The 20450-nt window shown below is 50.9% G+C and carries 15 protein-coding genes; 11 read left to right on the forward strand and 4 right to left on the reverse strand.

Annotated elements, in window-relative coordinates:
• Positions 1 to 5: 5 nt before the first annotated feature.
• Positions 6 to 1865 carry an RNB domain-containing ribonuclease gene (locus tag ABF86_RS02535; protein WP_074684755.1) on the reverse strand — a complete coding sequence of 620 codons (1860 nt, stop codon included), beginning with the start codon at positions 1863 to 1865 and terminating at the stop codon, positions 6 to 8.
• Positions 1866 to 2221: 356 nt separating this feature from the next.
• On the opposite strand from ABF86_RS02535, the gene gltX reads away from it, so the two are divergent.
• The 5 genes from gltX (at position 2222) to ABF86_RS02560 (ending at position 12245) form a co-directional block, all read left to right on the forward strand.
• Complete coding sequence (gltX, locus tag ABF86_RS02540; protein ID WP_074684718.1) at positions 2222 to 3613, forward strand: glutamate--tRNA ligase; 1392 nt, start codon at positions 2222 to 2224, stop codon at positions 3611 to 3613.
• A 53-nt stretch (positions 3614 to 3666) separates the two neighbouring features.
• The gene (gene metH / locus ABF86_RS02545; protein ID WP_074684719.1) at positions 3667 to 7380 is read left to right on the forward strand and encodes a methionine synthase; all 3714 of its coding nucleotides are present in this window, start codon (positions 3667 to 3669) and stop codon (positions 7378 to 7380) included.
• Positions 7381 to 7551: 171 nt separating this feature from the next.
• Entirely contained in the window at positions 7552 to 8895 is a 1344-nt protein-coding gene (gdhA, locus tag ABF86_RS02550) for an NADP-specific glutamate dehydrogenase (protein WP_074684720.1), read from the forward strand.
• A 193-nt stretch (positions 8896 to 9088) separates the two neighbouring features.
• A complete protein-coding gene (locus ABF86_RS02555) occupies positions 9089 to 10996 on the forward strand; it encodes a lytic transglycosylase domain-containing protein (protein ID WP_011633620.1) in 1908 nt (635 codons plus the stop codon).
• 10 nt (positions 10997 to 11006) lie between these two features.
• A complete protein-coding gene (locus ABF86_RS02560) occupies positions 11007 to 12245 on the forward strand; it encodes a multifunctional CCA addition/repair protein (protein ID WP_074684721.1) in 1239 nt (412 codons plus the stop codon).
• On the opposite strand, the gene ABF86_RS02565 is transcribed toward ABF86_RS02560, so the two are convergent.
• Genes ABF86_RS02565 through ABF86_RS02575 form a run of 3 tightly spaced genes read right to left on the reverse strand, consistent with a single transcriptional unit; the run spans position 12220 to position 14979 of the window.
• Complete coding sequence (locus ABF86_RS02565; protein ID WP_011633622.1) at positions 12220 to 13944, reverse strand: ABC transporter ATP-binding protein; 1725 nt, start codon at positions 13942 to 13944, stop codon at positions 12220 to 12222. The two genes, ABF86_RS02560 and ABF86_RS02565, sit on opposite strands and share 26 nt — an antisense overlap.
• Positions 13945 to 13962: 18 nt before the next feature.
• Positions 13963 to 14799, reverse strand: a complete 837-nt coding sequence (gene dapF, locus ABF86_RS02570; RefSeq protein WP_074684722.1) for a diaminopimelate epimerase — start codon at positions 14797 to 14799, stop codon at positions 13963 to 13965.
• Positions 14800 to 14820: 21 nt separating this feature from the next.
• Entirely contained in the window at positions 14821 to 14979 is a 159-nt protein-coding gene (locus tag ABF86_RS02575) for a hypothetical protein (RefSeq protein WP_160803448.1), read from the reverse strand.
• A gap of 222 nt (positions 14980 to 15201) precedes the next feature.
• On the opposite strand from ABF86_RS02575, the gene gspG reads away from it, so the two are divergent.
• Genes gspG through pilO form a run of 6 tightly spaced genes read left to right on the forward strand, consistent with a single transcriptional unit; the run spans position 15202 to position 20427 of the window.
• Entirely contained in the window at positions 15202 to 15639 is a 438-nt protein-coding gene (gspG, locus tag ABF86_RS02580; RefSeq protein ID WP_074684723.1) for a type II secretion system major pseudopilin GspG, read from the forward strand.
• An 18-nt stretch (positions 15640 to 15657) separates the two neighbouring features.
• Entirely contained in the window at positions 15658 to 16842 is a 1185-nt protein-coding gene (locus tag ABF86_RS02585) for a type II secretion system F family protein (protein ID WP_074684724.1), read from the forward strand.
• A complete protein-coding gene (locus ABF86_RS02590) occupies positions 16839 to 18533 on the forward strand; it encodes a GspE/PulE family protein (protein WP_011633626.1) in 1695 nt (564 codons plus the stop codon). The genes ABF86_RS02585 and ABF86_RS02590 overlap by 4 nt, the downstream gene beginning before the upstream one ends.
• Positions 18514 to 19359 (forward strand): hypothetical protein, encoded by an 846-nt coding sequence (locus ABF86_RS02595; protein WP_074684725.1) that lies wholly within the window; start codon positions 18514 to 18516, stop codon positions 19357 to 19359. The genes ABF86_RS02590 and ABF86_RS02595 overlap by 20 nt, the downstream gene beginning before the upstream one ends.
• Complete coding sequence (locus ABF86_RS02600; protein WP_011633628.1) at positions 19352 to 19888, forward strand: PilN domain-containing protein; 537 nt, start codon at positions 19352 to 19354, stop codon at positions 19886 to 19888. Before ABF86_RS02595 ends, ABF86_RS02600 begins: the two co-directional genes overlap by 8 nt.
• Positions 19870 to 20427 carry a type 4a pilus biogenesis protein PilO gene (pilO, locus tag ABF86_RS02605; RefSeq protein ID WP_011633629.1) on the forward strand — a complete coding sequence of 186 codons (558 nt, stop codon included), beginning with the start codon at positions 19870 to 19872 and terminating at the stop codon, positions 20425 to 20427. The genes ABF86_RS02600 and pilO overlap by 19 nt, the downstream gene beginning before the upstream one ends.
• The last annotated feature ends 23 nt before the right edge of the window (positions 20428 to 20450 follow it).

Consider the following 20450-nt stretch of genomic DNA (forward strand, 5'->3'; position numbering starts at 1 on the left):
ATTTATCAGTCTTCACGCTTACCAAGAAAGCTGGCATGGAGCGTGCGATCCAGCAGATCGATCTGCGAAATGCCGATGGTAACGAATGTGCCCGGGGAGAGATCGGGTAATGAAGGCACCCGAGCTATCAGTGGCAAACGATCCAGTTTAACCAGATTTTCCTTTACAACAACCGCACCGGTTGTATTGATGTTTTCCTGCAATAACCAGCGCAGACACCAGTAGCGTTCCATTCCACGCTGAAATTCCGCGTAGGTTGCATAGGCCATTTCAAAATCCCGCATGGCAATCAGCAGCGCATCATCTTCCCGGGTATAGGCGGGTGGATTACCCGATACCAATGCAATCAACTGACGCTGATTGATAAGATCCACATAACGTCGCATAGGGGAGCTGCTCCAGGTGTATTGTGATACCCCCAGTCCCTGATGCGGCGCGGGAGAAAGGCTCATCTTCACCTTGCCATTTCCCTGGCTACGATAAATCCCGGCGAAACCGGCATCTGCAAGTTGCTTGCCCCATTCGGCGTTGGCAAAAATCATCAGTTCTGATACGACTTTATCGATGGGTGCGCCCCGGCGCCGTTCGGAAATAGAAACACGATCTTGTTCAATAGTAAAACTGTAATCCACTTTCTCACTATTGATATCTTGATCCTTACCACGCAATTTCTCCATTTTGTTGGAAAAATCCCAGAGCACTCTTAACTCATGAGCGAAAGGATAATTTGCCTGATTTTCACGCAAGGTAATTTCGTTAAACTGTTGTTCCAGCACATCGAGGCGTAAGTTGGTAGAAACTTCGATGGTTTCTATCCGGCTGAGTGTATTGGTGACAGTAAAATCATCCGCCACATCCAGATATAACGAGAGCACCGGACGGCGGCGTGTTTCGCTCAGTGTGAAATGCTGAATTACGCTTTCCGGAAGCATGGTGATTTTGCGGCCAGGCAGATAAACTGTTGACAGGCGTTTTGCTGCAAATTTATCAAGAAGCGAATCTGGTGCAACACCCAGTGCGGGCGTAGCAATATGTATTCCAATGCGGAAACTGCCAAATGTTAGCGGCGTTACAGAAAAGGCATCATCGATTTCTGTTGTGGCAGCATCATCAATACTGAACGCCGTGACTTTAGCCAGCAGAAAATCTTCCGGGTCCGTGCGGTGGAAATCAGATGAAAGGGAATCCGTGCTGGTTCCTTCCGGGAAGTGTTCATATAAAAACTGGTTGAAATGGTAGTCATGTGTTGAAGGAATGGCGCCGCATTGCTCCAGCAATCTGGGGACACTCAGTCTGGTGGCTGCACAGGCTGCTTCCAGTGCTTTCCATTCAATTGTATTTTTATCTGGCTTATACAGTAGATCATCCAGTAATGGCCTGAATGTATCAGGTAACTCGAATGCCACCAGCTGCTGCACATAACCAGCCTGTTTTTCCTCGGCCAATCGCTTTTTTTCGCGGCTGGCCAGTGCGGCCCGCAAAATTTCCGGGGGGGCGGCTTTGTAGCGGCCGGTTCCTTTTTTATGGAAATAGATCGGATTCTGGTTCAGCAAAATCGTGATGGCAGCGATTTCAACAGGGTTGGGCGTATGGCCAAAATAATCGTTCGCCAGTTCCTGCCCAGTGAATTCATTGTTCTCTTCGCAACATTCCCATAAAAAATCCACATCAATCTCAGCAGCCATTTCCTGTGCCTGCTGCATGAATTCGTGCATGGGCGGATTTTCAAAGCGCAGCAGAACCGCTCCAGCCTTGATCTTGGAGCGTTTTCCATGGACGGATTCAATTTGCAGCGAGGTGGTGTTGTCAGCCAGGATATTGCCGACTTTGAGAGCCCCTGCTTCCTCGTAAAAAACGTTTACCAAATCAATCCTCAGCTCAACCCAGAAAGCATGCGAAAAAAAACATTTTCTAATGTTATCCGATTCAACGGGTGACGAATAATGAAGCACATAAGCGGATTACGCCTGCAGGATTGATGGTCGAAATCAGCAGATACCAAGATAATCGAACCATCCAGAGAGGCAGGGAAATGCGCCGTTCATGGTAACATAATGGCATCGTTATCAAAAAAACAAAGGCTGTGGGAAAGAGTATTTTGTGACCAGTTTTCTTGTGTTTCAGCTCAAAAAATATTTCCTCCAGAGGAATCAGCAAGGATTTCCGGGTATGGAAACAACCGTATAAACGGTTGTGTATACAACTTCTAATATTTAGTCAGATGGTAAAAACACGTTTTGCTCCCAGCCCAACCGGTTACCTGCATATTGGCGGTGCGCGCACTGCGCTTTTTTCCTGGGCGTTTGCCCGGAAACAAGGTGGAAAATTTATTCTGAGAATCGAGGATACTGATCTTGAACGTTCTACCCAGCAATCTGTGCAGGCGATTCTCGATGGGATGGCCTGGCTGGGGCTTGATTATGATGAAGGGCCGTATTACCAGATGCAGCGGTTGAGTCGCTACCAGGAAGTTGCGGAGCTATTGCTCAAGCAGGGACTTGCTTATCGTTGTTATGCCAGTAAGGAAGAGCTGGATGCGCTGCGTGAGCAGCAGCGTTTGGCCGGGGTGAAGCCGCGTTATGACGGCCGCTGGCGCGATAGCAAACAGACTCCACCAGCTGGTGTCACGCCGGTAGTGCGCTTTAAAACGCCACGTGAAGGGTATGCGGTATTTGATGATCTGGTTAAGGGGCGGATTGCGGTAGCCAATCATGAGCTGGATGATCTGGTATTAATGCGAAGTGACGGCACGCCCACCTACAATTTTGGAGTGGTGCTGGATGATCTTGATATGGGTGTTACACACGTTATCCGTGGGGATGATCATGTCAACAATACTCCTCGTCAAATCAATATCCTCAAGGCACTGGGGGCGATCATTCCACAATACGCACATGTACCGATGATTCTTGGTGCAGATGGTGAGCGTTTATCCAAACGGCATGGCGCGGTATCCGTGATGCATTACCGGGATCAGGGATACCTGCCGGAAGCCTTGATCAACTATCTGGCACGACTCGGGTGGTCACACGGAGATGAGGAAATTTTCAGCCAGGAACAATTAGTTGAATGGTTTGATCTGGCGGCAATCAATCGTTCGCCGGCGAAATTTAATCCGGAAAAATTGACCTGGCTGAACCAGCATTATCTGAAAATTGCCGAGGATGCCCGGTTGATGGAACTGGTTACACCCATTCTGCTGGGAAGAAAATACAGCCTGCCGGGAGAGGAAAACATGTTTAAAATCATCAATCTGCTTAAAGAGCGTGTCAGCACGATAGAAGAGCTGGCCGACGCATCTGCTTATTTTTTTCAAGCCGTCGAGCCTGCCGAAGCGCTCAGAACGCAGTATTTCACCGTTGAAATTCGTCCGGTTCTGGAATACCTGATTGATCGTCTGGCGCAGATTGAATGGAAGCGAGAAGCGATTCACCAAGAAATTAAACAGACCGTTTCCTCGCATAAGCTGAAGTTTCCCAACCTGGCGATGCCGCTGCGTGTCATGGTCACGGGTGAAGCACAAACTCCGGCGATTGACGCAGTGCTGGAGCTGATTGGTAAAGAAGAAACTCTGCACCGTTTGCGTGACCAGCTGGATGCGTTTCCGCAGTAAGCATACAGCTGCCGTATTTATTTTGACTAAAAATTCCCGTTTGAAGAGCTGTTATGACAATGTCTGATCGTGCTGATTTGCTGAAACAATTACTTGCCGAACGTATCCTGATACTGGATGGTGCCATGGGTACGATGATCCAGAGTTATAAGCTGAGTGAGTCGGACTACCGGGGTGAGCGTTTTGCTGATTTTCCGCACGACCTCAAAGGCAATAATGATCTGCTTTGCCTGACCAAACCAGAGGTGATCCGTGCTATTCATCGCGCTTATCTTGAAGCCGGATCCGATATTATCGAAACCAACACATTCAACTCAAATGCACCGTCGATGGCGGATTACCACATGCAGGATCTGGTGTATGAGCTGAATGTGGCAGGTGCACGTCTGGCGTGTGAGGAAGCACGCGCCATGGAAGTAAAACAGCCTGATAAACCCCGCTTTGTTGCCGGCGTAATCGGGCCTACTACCAAAACAGCTTCGCTTTCACCGGATGTCAATGATCCCGGTTTTCGTGCCATTACATTTGATGATCTGGTTGAGAGTTACACCGAATCGGTGAGCGGGTTGGTTGACGGCGGGGCCGATATCCTGCTGGTCGAAACCATCTTCGATACCCTGAACGCTAAGGCTGCACTGTTTGCCATTGAACAGTATTTTGAGACACACGGATTGCGTCTGCCGGTAATGATATCGGTCACAATTACCGATGCGTCGGGACGTAATCTTTCCGGACAGACTCCGGAAGCTTTCTGGAATTCGGTGCGACATGCGCGCCCGCTGTCGGTGGGAATCAACTGCGCACTGGGAGCAGAGCTGATGCGCCCTTATGTGCAAGAGTTGTCAAATGTCTCCGAGGTTTATACCAGCGCCCATCCCAATGCTGGTCTGCCCAATCCACTGGCTGAAACCGGTTATGACGAAACTCCGGAATATACTGCCCGGTTGATCAAGGATTTTGCACAATCAGGGTTCGTCAATATTGTTGGCGGGTGTTGCGGTACGACACCGGAACATATTGCCGCTATCGTGGAAGCAGTGCAGGACATCCCGCCACGTAAGCTGCCTGATCTTCCTAAGAAGTTGAGGCTCTCTGGCCTTGAGCCACTCAGCATTGATGAGAGCTCTTTGTTTGTAAACGTGGGAGAACGCACCAATGTTACCGGTTCCAAGGCATTTTCCCGACTGGTGCTTAGTGGCAATTATGCGGAAGGACTGGTGATTGCGCGCAACCAGGTGGAGAGCGGTGCGCAGATCATCGATATCAACATGGATGAAGGTATGCTGGATTCGCAAAAGGCGATGGTGACTTTTCTGAATCTGGTCGCGTCCGAACCGGATATCAGTCGCTTGCCAATTATGGTTGATTCCAGCAGGTGGTCAGTGATTGAAGCCGGCCTGAAATGCATCCAAGGTAAGGCAATCATTAATTCCATCAGTCTTAAGGAAGGTGAAGAGGAATTTCTGCTGCATGCCAAACTGGCGCGCCGTTATGGGGCGGCGGTGATTGTCATGGCGTTTGATGAAAGTGGCCAGGCAGATACCTTGCAGCGCAAGGTGGATATTTGTACACGTAGCTACCATACCCTGATTGAACGGGCTGATTTTCCACCCGAGGATATCATTTTCGATCCGAATATTTTTGCCATTGCCACGGGTATCGAGGAACACAGCAACTACGCAGTTGATTTTATTGAAGCCACCCGCCTCATTCGGCAAACGCTGCCCTACGCCAAGATCAGCGGGGGTGTGTCCAATGTTTCGTTCTCGTTCCGTGGTAACGAACCCATCCGCGAGGCAATTCATACTGCGTTCTTGTATCATGCGGTCAAGGCCGGCATGACCATGGGGATCGTCAATGCTGGCCAGTTAGGGGTTTATTCGGATATACCTCCCGATCTGCTGGAGCGTGTTGAAGATGTGCTGCTCAACCGGCGACCCGATGCGACCGAACGTCTGGTGGAGTTTGCAGAAAATTTCAAGGGCCAGAAAAAAGAGCAGGCTGAAGATCTTGCCTGGCGGGATGAACCGGTGCGGCAACGCCTGATTCATGCACTGGTCAGAGGTATCAATACCTATATTGTTGAGGATACGGAGCTGATCCGGCAGGAAATTGATAGTCAGGGAGGCAAGCCGATCGAGGTGATCGAAGGCCCGCTGATGGACGGTATGAATGTAGTGGGTGACCTGTTTGGTGCAGGCAAAATGTTTTTGCCGCAGGTAGTCAAGTCAGCGCGGGTGATGAAGCAGGCGGTTGCCTATCTGTTGCCGTACATCGAGGCAGAAAAAAAGATTTCCGGCGACAATAAACCCAAGGGTAAATTGGTTATTGCCACTGTCAAGGGTGATGTGCATGACATCGGCAAAAATATTGTTTCGGTCGTGCTGCAGTGTAATAACTTTGAGGTTGTCAATCTGGGTGTAATGATTCCCAGTGCGCAAATTCTGGAAACTGCCCGTCGCGAAAATGCCGATATGATCGGTGTGTCCGGTTTGATTACGCCTTCGCTGGAGGAAATGGCACATGTCGCCAGAGAAATGGAGCGCGAACAGTTCACCATTCCCTTGCTGATAGGGGGTGCCACCACTTCGCGTGTACATACAGCAGTCAAGATAGCACCCCATTACAGCGGGGTGACCATATGGGTACCCGATGCCAGCCGGGCGGTCGGTGTATGCAGCAATCTGATGTCACAGGATATGCGCGATGGCTATATCCAGCAGGTCAAAGCCGAGCAGGAAAAGAACCGGGAGCAGCACAAAAACAAGAAAGGGCCTTCCAAACTGCTGACCTTTGAAGAAGCCCGGGCCAATGCATTCAAAACCGACTGGAACCATTATACGCCACCTGCTCCAAGTTTTCTCGGATTACGCACTCTTAACAACTATCCGCTGGAAACACTGGTTCCGTACATTGACTGGACGCCTTTCTTCCAGGCATGGGAGTTGCATGGGCGCTATCCAGCAATCCTGCAGGATAAGGTCGTCGGAGAAGCGGCCAGCAATCTGTTTCATGATGCGCAGGTGATGCTCAGAAAGATTATTGAGCAGAAATGGCTTGCGGCCAACGCTGTTATCGGCCTGTTTCCAGCCAATACTGTCAACGGGGATGATATCGAGATTTATGCCGACCGCAGTCGCAGCAAGGTGATCATGACCTGGCATTCCTTGCGGCAACAGACGACAAAACCTTCGGGGCATCCCAATCTGGCACTGGCCGATTTTATTGCACCGCGAGAAACCGGGATAAATGACACCATCGGTTTGTTTGCTGTCAGCTCTGGCTTCGGTATTGATGAGCGTGTACGTGCTTTTGAAGCTGAAAATGATGATTACAGCGCGATCATATTGAAAGCACTGGCTGATCGTCTGGCTGAAGCGTTTGCAGAACATATGCACGCACGGGTACGACGGGAATTCTGGGGATATATGAAAGATGAAAGTCTCAACAATGAACAGTTGATCGACGAGCAGTATCTGGGAATCCGCCCGGCACCGGGTTATCCTGCCTGCCCTGATCATACCGAGAAGGGGCCATTGTTTGCGGTGCTTGAAGCGGAAAAACGGAGTGGAATTATCGTGACGGAATCCTTTGCCATGGTGCCGACTGCTGCTGTATCCGGTTTTTATATTTCCCACCCTGAATCAAAGTATTTTGCGGTTGGCAAAATCGGCAAGGACCAGGTTGAAGATTACGCAAGGCGTAAAGGGTGGACGCTGGAGAAAGCAGAACGATGGTTGGCGCCTGCTCTGGCGTATGAGCGCTGATTACTGCCTGTAGCAACATATTTTTACCCTTCCAGGATTATTTCAGAAATGGCGTGTAATCTTTCCCTAAATCTGTGAAATTTTGCGATGATTATCGGCGTAATGTAGGGATGTGGTGGCCGATTTTTTTGTGCGTTTGTCTGGAATATTATTTACTGAGGGGAATGGAAAATGAAATACAGCAGTATCGAGGAATTCAAGAATTATGTTTCTGAAAGGAATCCGGGGCAACCGGAATTCCTGCAGGCTGTTTCAGAAGTCATTGAAAGTTTGTGGCCTTTTATCGTTGATCATTCCCGTTACGCTGAGCAGGGGTTGCTGGACCGGCTGATTGAACCGGAACGCATGATTGTATTTCGTGTGGCGTGGGTGGATGATCGTAGCGAAGTCAGGGTTAACCGAGGATACCGCATTCAATATAACTCCGCGATCGGGCCATACAAGGGAGGGACGCGGTTCCATCCCTCCGTCAATCTTTCCATTCTCAAGTTTCTTGCTTTTGAGCAAACCTTTAAAAACGCATTGACAACTTTACCCATGGGTGGAGGTAAAGGTGGATCAGATTTTGATCCCAAGGGTAAAAGTCCCGGAGAAGTCATGCGCTTTTGTCAGGCGTATGCGACTGAGTTGTTCCGGCATGTCGGAGTGGATACAGATGTACCCGCCGGGGATATTGGCGTGGGTGGCAGGGAAGTCGGTTATATGGCTGGCATGGTGAAGAAACTGACTAACCGGTCGGATTGCGTGTTTACCGGCAAAGGATTGAGTTTTGGCGGGTCATTGCTGCGGCCGGAGGCGACCGGGTATGGGCTGGTCTATTTTGCCGAAGAGATGCTGAATCATGTTGACCGATCGTTGAAGGACATGCGTGTATCTGTGTCCGGCTCGGGAAATGTGGCACAGTTTGCCATTGACAAAGCCATGTCACTGGGAGCCAGAGTGATCACCGTTTCCGATTCGAGTGGAACAGTGGTGGATGAAGCCGGATTTACACCAGAGAAATTGGCGATTCTGGCTGAAGTCAAGAATCATTCCTACGGACGTGTAAACGAGTATGCTGAAAAGGTAGGCGCACAATTCCTTTCATGTGAAAAACCATGGAATGTACCGGTGGATGTCGCTTTGCCTTGTGCGACGCAGAACGAGTTGAATGATAATGATGCCGCAATACTGGTCAAGAATGGGGTGAGTTGTGTGGCTGAGGGTGCCAATATGCCTTGTACTGCGGGGGCAATCGAACGGTTCCAGTATGCAAAAATACTGTTTGCGCCTGGTAAGGCGAGCAATGCCGGAGGGGTAGCTACCTCAGGTTTGGAGATGAGCCAACAGGCCATGCGGCTTTCCTGGACAAGTGGCGAGGTGGATATGCGCTTGCATGAGATTATGCGTGCTATTCACCGTTCCTGTATCGGGTACGGCCAGAAAAATAATGGCATAGTCAATTATGTGGATGGCGCGAATATAGCCGGTTTTGTGAAAGTAGCGGAAGCAATGCTGGCACAAGGCGTTATTTGATCACGAAAAGCGCTATACATCTTTGTGAATTGATGGCTCTGGCAGCAATAGATGAACGATGCTCCCTCTTATTGCAACATGAATGTGTTGTTTCCCCTGTAGGCTGGGTTGGTTGTAATCAGTTTGTAAATAGATCGGCTGATTGCACTATCGGATTCAATCTTGATCATGGTTTTGAATGGATGGGTAGGTCATGAGTAAAGTATTTGCCGGGTTATTGCTGGCGTTCTGGGCGCAGCTGCTTGTTGCAGGAGGAGATGAGGATTATCTGAAAATAAGGGAAGCATTCCGGATGGGTAATGCGGCACGGGTTGCCGAATATGCCGAGCGTATGAAGCGCCATGTATTGTCACCTTATGCTGAATATTTTCAGCTGCGACTGTCGCTGACAACAGCGGATACGGGCACAATCAGGGCTTTTCTTGCTCGGTACGACAACAGTCTCGTGGCAGATAGATTGCGGGGAGACTGGCTGCAGATTCTCGGCAAGCGTCAGCAGTGGGCGACGTTTGCCGAGGAATACCCAAAGCTGGTCAGCCGGGAAGACAGTTTGCAATGCTATGCATTGCAACACCGGCTCGCGGCGGGAGATAAAACAGCGGGTACAGAAGTTCGCTCACTCTGGTTTACCGGGCGCGATATGCCAGCCAGTTGTGTGGCTGTATTCGATTCATTGATTAGAGCCGGCGCTATCTCGGCGGAGGATGTCTGGACCCGGATCAGGCTAGCTTTTGAAGCCGGCAATACCGGCGTGGCCAAAAGTATAAACAAATACCTGCCGCGTCAGCAGGCACTTGATTTACAGAAACTGGGTGCTGCTGCCAAAGATGCCAGACGTTTCCTTGATCGACAGGCAACGTTTAAATCCCGTGCGGACCGGGAAGTTGTATTGTTCGCATTGTTGCGCCTGCTGCGCAGCGAGACCAATCAGGCATTTGCCCGCTGGCATAAAATGCGCGGACAGTTTTCTGAAGTAGATCAATCTTACTTCATGGGAAATCTTGCCTACTGGGCTGCGATCAGACAGGATACGCGCGCCATGAACTGGTTCATGGAAGCCACTCGGGGCAAGCATGCCTATCCACTGTCTGAAACCAAACATGCATGGAAAGCACGGGTAGCACTACGTGAAGGAAACTGGAAATTCTTGCTGGACAGCATCAGCCAAATGCCTGCCGCCATGCAGCAGGAAGATGTCTGGCGTTACTGGCGTGCACGCGCACTGAAAATCAGCAAGAAGAATGTAGAAGCCAATGCTTTGCTGATTCCCTTGAGTCATGAACACAGTTTCTATGGACAGATGGCCAGGGAAGAGTTGGGTGAGATGCTCAGCGTCCCGGCCACCGAATATCAGGTCAAGCCCCAGGAAATTCATCGTATGGAACAAAATCCGGGGATCCGTCGAGCCCTGGCACTGTATCGGATGAACCAGCGAGTGGAGGCGAATCGCGAGTGGATCTGGACAGTACAGCATTTCAGTGATGCGCAGCTGCTGGCAGCAGCCAAAGTGGCCCAGCGCTATGGTATTTATGACCGTGTAATCAATACTGCAATCAGAACGGTTAACCATCATGATTTCAACTTGCGCTATCTGGCGCCCTATCGTGAGCAGATGCGCCCTGTTCTGCAACAGCAGCAGCTGGATGAAGCGTTTGTATACGGGCTGATACGGCAGGAGAGCCGCTTTATCGCGGATATCAAATCCGGCGCTGGTGCAATCGGCCTGATGCAACTGATGCCGGCCACAGCCAAGTGGGTAGCCGGCAAACTGGGAGTGCGTGATTTTCATACCAGTCTGGTTAGCGATATCAATACCAATCTCCAGTTAGGCACCTATTACCTGAAGCATGTACTGGATCAACTGGATGATCAACCACTGCTGGCTGCAGCTGCCTATAACGCCGGACCTGGCCGGGCAAGGCAATGGAAGGATACGCGTCCTTTAGAGGGGGCGATTTATGCGGAGACTATCCCGTTCAATGAAACGCGCGACTATGTCAAAGTGGTGCTGAGTAATTCGATGTACTACGCTAATAATTTTGAACAACTTGACCGTCCAACTCTGAAACAACGGCTCGGGATCGTTGCGCCGAAGCGCTGATGTGTCGAACATGAAGATTTATCGGGTAGGAGGCTCAGTACGTGATGAACTGCTGGGCTTACCTGTCAAGGATCAGGATTATGTGGTGGTGGGTGCTACGCCGGAAGATATGATCCGCCAGAGCTATCGTCCGGTAGGCAAGGATTTTCCGGTATTCCTGCATCCTGAGACACACGAACAGTACGCGCTGGCGCGGACTGAACGAAAAATCGCTCGAGGGTACAAGGGTTTTGCGATTTACGCCACGCCCGAAGTGACGCTGCAGGAAGACCTGGCCCGGCGCGATTTGACAATTAACGCCATCGCGAGAGATGAAGCCGGCAATATTATTGATCCGTTTGGTGGAATTGCCGATTTGCAGGCAGGTATCCTGCGTCATATCGGCCCGGCATTTGTTGAAGATCCCGTGAGAGTGCTGCGGGTTGCACGGTTTGCTGCCCGCTTTGGTTTCCAGGTCGCACCGGAAACGTTTGAACTGATGAAAGAGATTGTTCATACTGGTGAGACGGAGGCGCTGGTCGCGGAGCGGGTCTGGCAGGAAATAGCCTATGGCCTGATGGAACAGCATCCTTCGCGTATGTTCCACGTTTTGCGGGAATGTCGTGCGCTCGCCCGTATTTTGCCTGAAGTGGATGCATTATTCGGCGTGCCGCAGCCCGCACATGCGCACCCTGAAATCGATACCGGCATTCACGTCATGATGGTTATTGATTATGCTGCATCGCAGCAGTACCCCCTTGAAGTGCGTTTTGCCGGATTGACCCACGATCTGGGGAAGGGCACGACACCTCCTGATGAATGGCCGCGTCATATCGGTCACGAAGCGCGCGGTGTGGAACTGGTCATGGATTTGTGTGAGCGTATCCGGGTGCCGCGAGAATCCAGGGATCTGGCGCTGCTGGTGGCGCGTTTTCATGGCGATGTTCACCGGGCACTGGAATTGCGCCCTGGTACCATTGCCGATATGTTGCAGGCAACAGATGCCTATCGCAAAAAAGTGCGTTTCCAGGCTTTTTTGCAGGCATGTGCCAGCGATTTTCACGGGCGGCCAGGTTTTGCTGATCAACCCTACCCGCAGGCGGAGCATTTAAGCAAGGCACTACAGGCCGCAAATAGCGTCGATGCGGGCGCGATTGCCATGCAACTCGGTCAATCACATGCTGGAGACACGGATTTACCGATGCGGATCAAGCGTCAGGTCTACGCTGCGCGAGTTGACCGGATTAAATCTCTTCTTTCAAATCCGTAACAGCGGGCAGGCCGGTATCCGACAATAATTCTGCTTTGCCATTTGAGACAATGAATACCCGGTTGGCCGCGTTAATCACTGCGGGTTGATGGGAGACAACAATGATCGTGAATTCCTTTGATAGATTCTGCAGCGTTGTGCAGATAATGCGTTCACTTTCCGGATCCAGTGCACTGGTGGGCTCATCCAGCAATAACAGTTTCGGCTGATGAGCCAGTGCTCTGGCAATGGCGATGCGTTGTCGTTGTCCACCGGACAGCATGCCGCCGCGTTCTCCGACAATAGTATGAATCCCATCGGGAAGTGAATTGACGAAATCCCATGCACCAGCCTGTCTGAGCGCGCGTTCCGCATCCTCGACGCTGATGGTGGAATCACCCACGAGAATATTGCTCAAGATAGTATCATGCAGCAATACCGTATCCTGGGAAACATAGCCAATCATATGCCGCCAGTGACGCAGATCAATGTTGTGCAAGGATACGCCATCAATCAGGATTTCACCGGATTCTGGTTCGGCCAGTCCGCAGAGCAGATCAAGCAATGTGCTTTTGCCAGCACCTGAAGAACCAATGAGAGCGGTGAACGAATGAACTGGTATTTCTATATTCAAATCACTGAATATGGTTTTTCGTTCATAGCTGAAGACAATATGTCGCAGGTTCAGACCCTGTTCCAGGGTCGGTATCAATGTACCAGTTGATCTTTCTGCCTCCATACGCGCTTCCTCAGCAGCACTGCGCAAGGCCCAATAGGCACTTTCCTGTGCCACAAGCTGCTGATAGCGGCGCTGGGTTTTATTCAGTAATCCCAGCACCCGGGTCAGTAGAAATACCATGACCATGACTTCAGGCAGGGACAATTTCCAGATAACCAGTGCGAGATAGAGGCCGCTTGCGGTCAGAGCGGCCAGAATGGGTTCCTGCAAGGCCAGCAGAGCCGCCCGGTTGGTTACCTCTTTACGCGTGGCTTTTTCCAGCAGCCGGGTTTGTTCGCGGAGAATAACATCGGCCACATTATCACGCGCCATTGCTTTCAGAGATTTCACCGAACCAAGCACATCAGATAGATAGGTCAGCAAATGACGCAACAAATGAGTCTGCTTATTACCGGCGCGTTTGGTTGCCCTGACCAGCCGGTGCAATACCATAAACAGGATCGCTCCGATGATCAGCGATCCCAACGTCGCCTCCCAGGAAATGAATAAGGCCACGATGCTGTATACCAGTGCCTCAATTGCCAGCGCCAGTACATTGACACTGTGTTCAAAACCGTTGGCGGCACGATAGGCTTCGGTGGCAATTGAATTTGCCAGCGCACCGGCGGGCTGACGCAGATAGTATTGCCAGCGACTGGCAAGCAGCGCCTTGATCAGATCCAGCCGCAGCGCGGTAGCAACATGGGCGACGGTATGACCGACTTGCTGGTTGGTCAGCAGCAGAATAGCGCCCTTGAGGAACATGCCGCCAACGATAACCAGCAGAATGGTTTCCAGTGTGGGCTCCAGTCCGATCTCATGCAGCATATTAACGATCAGCTGGCCCATTTTGGAATCAACCGATTCGCCTACTGCAATGGACAACAGGGGAAGCAACGCAGTCAGACTAAGTGCCTCGGCGACGCCTGCCAGCAGCAGAGCAATCAGTACGAATGCGCTGCGCTTCGGGAAGACCATGATGTAAGTAATCAGCGTGCGCATGATGGGATGAGTGGGTGTTTACAGATCAATTGTGCCTTCAAATACAGTAATAGCCGGCCCGGTCATCCAGATAGGCTTGTCTTTTCCGTCCCAGCGAATCTGGAGATTGCCACCGTGCATGGCTACCTGTACTGTTGTATCCAGAAGGCCGCGCAGAATGCCGCAGACAACGGCAGCACAGGCGCCGGTACCGCAGGCCAATGTTTCGCCGGTTCCACGTTCAAAAACACGTAGCCGGATATGCGCGCGGTCAATAATCTGCATAAAGCCGGCGTTAACTCTTTCAGGAAAAAGTGGGTGGGCTTCAATTTTGGGGCCTTCAGTTGTGACCGGTGCCAGATCAATATCTGGAACGATTTGCACGGCATGAGGGTTCCCTATCGAGACAGCAGAGATTTCAATGGTTTTGTCGCCGATTTGCAATGGGTAAACAGGCATACGCTGTGCGGCCTGAAAAGGAATTTCAGCCGGTTCAAACTGGGGAACTCCCATATTGACGGAAATTTCACCATTGTTTTCGATCGTCGGCGTGATGATGCCGCGAGCGGTTTCCACGCGGATCGTATTTTTGTCAGTCAGATTGTAGTCACGCACAAAGCGGGCAAAGCAGCGGGCGCCATTGCCGCATTGTTCAACTTCTCCACCATCGGCGTTGAAGATACGATAGCGAAAATCGCCGCCTTCCCTGGCCTGTTCCACAACCAGTAGTTGATCGAACCCAATGCCGAAATGACGATCTGCCAGCCGGCGGATCGTGGCAGGATCCAGGAAAGTGAGGGAGGCTGGCTGGCTGATTGCATTGATGACAATGAAATCATTTCCCAGCCCGTGCATTTTCGTAAATTGTAATTTCATCTTTAGAGTCCTTCAGGTTTATCAGAAGGTGTGTAGATGTTCTGAGTTAGCTGATGGATGTAATTCAATCCCGGGAACAAATGTCATATTTTCCTGCTTGACCATGATGGAACGCAACTCTACTATATTGAGCACAAAAATATCAGAGCCTGGCTGTGGTAATGGGGGATACACTTCCATTCCCGATCGTCGTTAAATGCAGGGATGAGAAAGGGTGCAAGGGTAGTATTATGCTACGTGTCATTGCTTTGCATTATGCAACTTCCGGTTTTGTGTTGGTAATCCGTCAAATTTGTCGGTATCTCCAATTTCCAGATCATGTTCCTTTTGCTTATCTGCGTACTTGTTTACGCTCTTTCGGAGAGTTTTCCGGAAAAATCCAAATTCAGGGGTCATCGAAATATGAAGCATGTATCAAACATCCGGTTGCGTGTGGTTTATGAACGCGGATTCACTTTGCTCGAATTGCTGGTTGTCATGGTGATTATTGGCCTGCTGGCGGCTTATGTTGGCCCCAAGTATTTTTCACAGGTAGGTAAATCTGAAATCAAAATGGCCCAGGCGCAAATAGATTCTCTGGAAAAGGCGCTGCATCAGTATCGGCTGGATGTCGGAACATATCCCACCACTGAGCAGGGGTTAAACGCACTGCTTACTGCGCCCACCAACGAACCGAAATGGCAAGGGCCTTATTTGAGTAAACGTTTACCAGCTGATCCATGGGGCAAGCCTTATCAGTATAAATATCCGGGGACACAGAGTGATTTTGATTTGTTCTCATTTGGTAAGGACGGTCAGCCAGGTGGTAGCGGTGAGGATGCGGATATCACCAACTGGTAGCCGTATTCAATCCCATTGATGCGCTACACAGTAAAAGCTTTACTGACCGGAAAAGGCGCTGTGCTGCTTGAACTTGAGGCGGCCAGCGAAGCCGATGTTCGCAATCAGATTAGCGCCCGGGGTGGCGTGGTACTGAGTATCCGGCGGAATTTCTCAAGCTTGTTTTCCAGGCCGCGTTCGCGGTTTCCGTTATCTAATTTCTCCCAGGAACTGCTTGCCTTGCTGACAGCCGGCCTGAATCTGGTGGAGGGGATTGAAACCCTGGTTGAGAAAGAAGAAGACAGTGCGGTGCGCGAATTGCTGCAGCAGATATTGGTGCGATTGCATGAGGGGATGACACTCTCGCGTGCTCTGGAATCTCATCCGCAAACATTTCCGCCGCTGTACGTCGCCACGATTCGCGCCAGCGAGCAAACGGGAGATCTGGCAGAAGCGCTGACACGTTATCTGACTTACCAGTCACAAATGGATCTGGTTCGCAAGAAACTGGTGGGTGCATCCATCTATCCGGTTTTGCTGCTGGTGCTGGGGGGGCTGGTGGCCATTTTTCTGTTGGTGTTTGTCGTGCCAAAATTCAGTGCCATCTATGAAGATATGAGTACGGATCTGCCCTGGATGTCCATGCTGTTAATCGAATGGGGGCATCTGGTGCAAAAAAACGGCTGGATGCTGGCAGGCCTTGTAACGGTTATGCTGGCCGCAGTGTTTTACACACTTTCACAACCGCAGGTTCGGGCACACCTGTTGCAAGCGCTATGGCGTATTCCGGCAATTGGCGAGCGGATGCGGGTTTACCAGCTTGCCCGTTTCTATAAAACGCTGGGAATGTTGCTGCGTGGCGGGATTCCCGTGACACAGGCGCTGGAAATGGTCAGTGATCTGTTGCAACCACATTTTCGTCCCCGCGTAAAAATTGCGGCAACACTGATTCGTGAAGGTAGCACTATTTCCAGTGCAATGCAGCGTGCAGAACTGACTACTGCAGTGGGCAGCCGCATGTTGCGGGTGGGTGAGCGTACCGGCATGATGGGCGACATGATGGAGCGTATCGGCAATTTTCACGATGAAGAAATCGGGCGCTGGGTTGAGTGGACCACCAAACTGATCGAGCCGCTGTTGATGGCAGTAATCGGAACTGTCATCGGCGGTATCATCATTCTCATGTATCTGCCAATTTTTGAGCTGGCCGGGAGTATCAATTGACGCAGACGCAGGTCGCCCTGCTGGACCAACCGGTAATTGATGCAGCCCAACTTCGCCAGGCACGGGAGCAGGCTGTCATCCATGGTACGTCGCTGATCAAGGTGCTGGAAGAAACCTGGCAAGGTACTCCGGATGAACTGATAGTCGCACTAAGTAGAGCACTGCGTGTGCCGATGCTCTCCATGAGCGATTTGCATGCGTTATATCCGGCTTTTGACAAGTTGCCTTTTGCTCAGGCGGTCAAGCATGAGTGCGTGTTGTTGCAAAAACCGGATCAGTCGTATCTGCTTGCCGTCAGTGATCCGTTCCGGCCGAGCCTGCGTGACTGGGTGGAAGAATATGTGCCGGTCAATGCGCTGTGGCATCTGGTACATCCAGCAGATCTGGCTGCCTTTTTTGCGCAGCAGGAACAGAGTATGCGCGCGATGGATAATGTTCTGACTTCTGCCCGGGAAAACCTGATTCAAACTGGTATTGAGGAGTTGTCGCTCAAAACGATACATGAAGGTACCAGCCAAGTGGTGCGCCTGGTGCATTCAACACTGTACGATGCACATAAATCTCAGGCAAGCGATATCCATCTGGAAACCACGCCAGGTGCGCTGTCCATCAGATACCGGATCGACGGCGTACTCACCAGCATTGGTACGATGCAGGGGACGGATCTGGCTGAACAGGTGATTTCCCGCATCAAGGTAATGTCAGATCTGGATATTGCCGAACGCCGCATTCCGCAGGATGGTCGCTTCAAGGTATCCATCCAGGGCAGGGAAATTGATTTTCGCGTGTCGGTCATGCCCAGCATTTTTGGGGAAGATGCGGTGCTGCGAATTCTGGACCGTCAGGCGCTGACCGATCATATTGAAGGGTTGACACTGAATCAGTTGGGATTCAATGTCGCTGCTATTGCCAGCATACGTCGTCTCAGCGCAGAACCATATGGCATGCTGCTGGTAACCGGGCCGACCGGCAGCGGCAAAACAACTTCGCTCTATGCTGCTATTTCTGAAGTTAACCACGGCCAGGACAAAATCATCACTATCGAAGATCCGATCGAATACCAATTGCCGGGTGTGCTGCAGATACCCGTTAACGAAAAAAAAGGATTGACATTTGCCCGAGGGCTGCGTTCAATTTTGCGGCATGACCCCGACAAGATCATGGTGGGAGAAATCCGTGATGCTGAAACCGCACAAATCGCTATTCAGGCTGCATTGACGGGGCACTTGGTGTTTACCACAGTGCATGCCAACAATGTATTTGATGTAATCGGCCGGTTTGCGCACATGGGAGTGGATCCCTACAGCTTTGTTTCGGCACTGAACGGTATCGTGGCACAGCGGCTGGTGCGTTTGTTATGCCCAAATTGCATGGTTTCTGAGCAGCCGGATCATCAGATGATCGAGGAATCGGGGATTCCTTTGGAACAGGCGGAACAGTTTGATTTCAACTCTGCAAAAGGTTGCGGGCACTGCCGAGGCAGTGGTTATCGCGGGCGCAGCGCCATTGCTGAGATCTTGCTGTTGAACGATGAAATCCGTGAGCTGATTATCGCGCAGGCACCCATTCGTCGGATCAAGGAAGCTGCCCGGCTGAATGGCACCCATTTTTTGCGTGAAGCAGCGCTGGATATGGTGAAATCCGGGCAAACCAGCTTACAGGAGGCTAATCGTGTCACGGTTGTGGCGTAACTGTATGCAGGTTTTTTTGGCACCCGACCGGGTCAATCTGGTGGGTTTTGCCCGTGGCATCAAGCCCATGCAGCGCTTCAGGCAGTCGGGTACTTGTGGTCAGGCGAATGCTGCAAGCCAGTGGCAGGCTCCCTTGCAAGTGCTGGAGCAGATGATCGGGCAGGTGGATGACAGTTTCAGACGAGGTGCTGAACTACACATCACGCTATCCAATTACTTTGTTCGTTATGGTGTTATTGCACCACAGTCTTCGCCGGCGAATCCGGATGAACTGATGGCTTATGCTGGTTTCCAGATGCGTGAAATCTATGGTGAACATGTTGATAACTGGGAGCTCAGTCTTGGCATATGGGATCCCCACGGCGGGACATTATGCGCGGCCATTGCCCGCGATTTGCAATCAGAACTGGAAGCACTGGCACAGCGTCATGAAATGCTACTTGTGCACATAGAGCCCTATCTCGCTGCGGCACTGGATCACTGGTCAAAGCAGTTGAATGACAAGCAGATATGGTTTGTTCTGGTGGAATCGGGGCGTTTCTGCCTGGTTTCATTGCTTGATGGCGTGTGGTGCGGTGTGCGCAATCAGAAAGTAGTAGAGAATTTGCAGGAAGAACTGTTATCGGCACTGGTGCAGGAGTCGATCATGTCCAGTTCAGGTCAACTGAGAGAGCGGGTTTATGTGTTTGCTCCCGAATTGGCCAGGCCACTTCCTGATGTATATGATTCTTGCTGGCAATTTGTGCACTGGCCGGATGAAAGCTATCCTGTGCCTGCACATTTCCCGTGGATAAAAAAGGTGGATGACAGGCAGAATCATGCGTAGTCTAAAGCTAAATTTCCCCTATCGCGGACAGCGGCTCCCGGTGGCCGATTATATGTTGCTGCTGCTAGGCGTTGCATTGCTGCTGAGTGCGGTTTACCAGCTCAAGCAAACCATGTCGAAGATCACTTACTGGGAATCGCGCGAAGTACGTATGACCCAGCAGCAGAAGCATACCAGGCAACCCAGAACACCAATGGCACGTATTAACAAAGCAACACAGCAGGAACTCGAACAGGTAAATGATATTTTACGCCAGCTCAATTTTCCCTGGGAAGCGTTGTTTGATTCGCTGGAGCTGGCCGCCAGTAAGGAAGTTGCACTGCTGTCGCTGCAGCCCAGTGTATCCGGGCGTACTGTCCGTATTTCAGGTGAGGCAAGAAATCTTGCCGGCCTGGTGGAATATGTTCAGGCACTGGAACAGGAACCTGTATTTAGGAATGTGCATCTGGCCAGTTATAAAACCCGGCAGGATGATTCGCATCACCCTATTGTTTTTTCAATCATGGCAACGTGGCACGAATTATTTTAGAAAACTGGCTGGTCAGGATACGCTGGCATGCTACCTGTCTGGGTACTATTGGCAAGACGGGAGCGGGATTGCTTGTGCTGACACTGGTATTTTTTATGGCGGCCGTATTGCCCCAACAGCAGACCCTGAAGGAATTAAAAAACAGGGTGCAAACGGTACAGCAACAGGAGCAACCTGATTCTGTGAGACAGGCAGGGCTGAGTGACAGCCAGGCCCTGCAGGTTTTTTATGATTTTCTTCCGCGCAGTGATTCCTCCCCATACTGGATCAGTGAACTTGACAGGATTGCGCGAGACAGTAGCGTGGAATTGAACAGCAGTGATTACCGGCTGACGATGGAAAAAGAATCCAAGCTGATCCGTTATGAGATTCAGTTGCCATTGCGCGGAACTTACCCCCAGATTCGTGCGTTTCTTGCAGAAGCGCTGCAGGCGATGCCAACACTGGCGCTGGCGGATATCGCGATTAAACGTGAAACCGTACAGACTGGCCGTGTGGAGGCACGCTTGAATATGTACCTTTATCTGAATGACTATTAGGGAGACGCTGATTAAATGGCTGC

The organism is Nitrosomonas sp. GH22, assembly GCF_009833115.1.
GTDB lineage: Bacteria > Pseudomonadota > Gammaproteobacteria > Burkholderiales > Nitrosomonadaceae > Nitrosomonas > Nitrosomonas eutropha.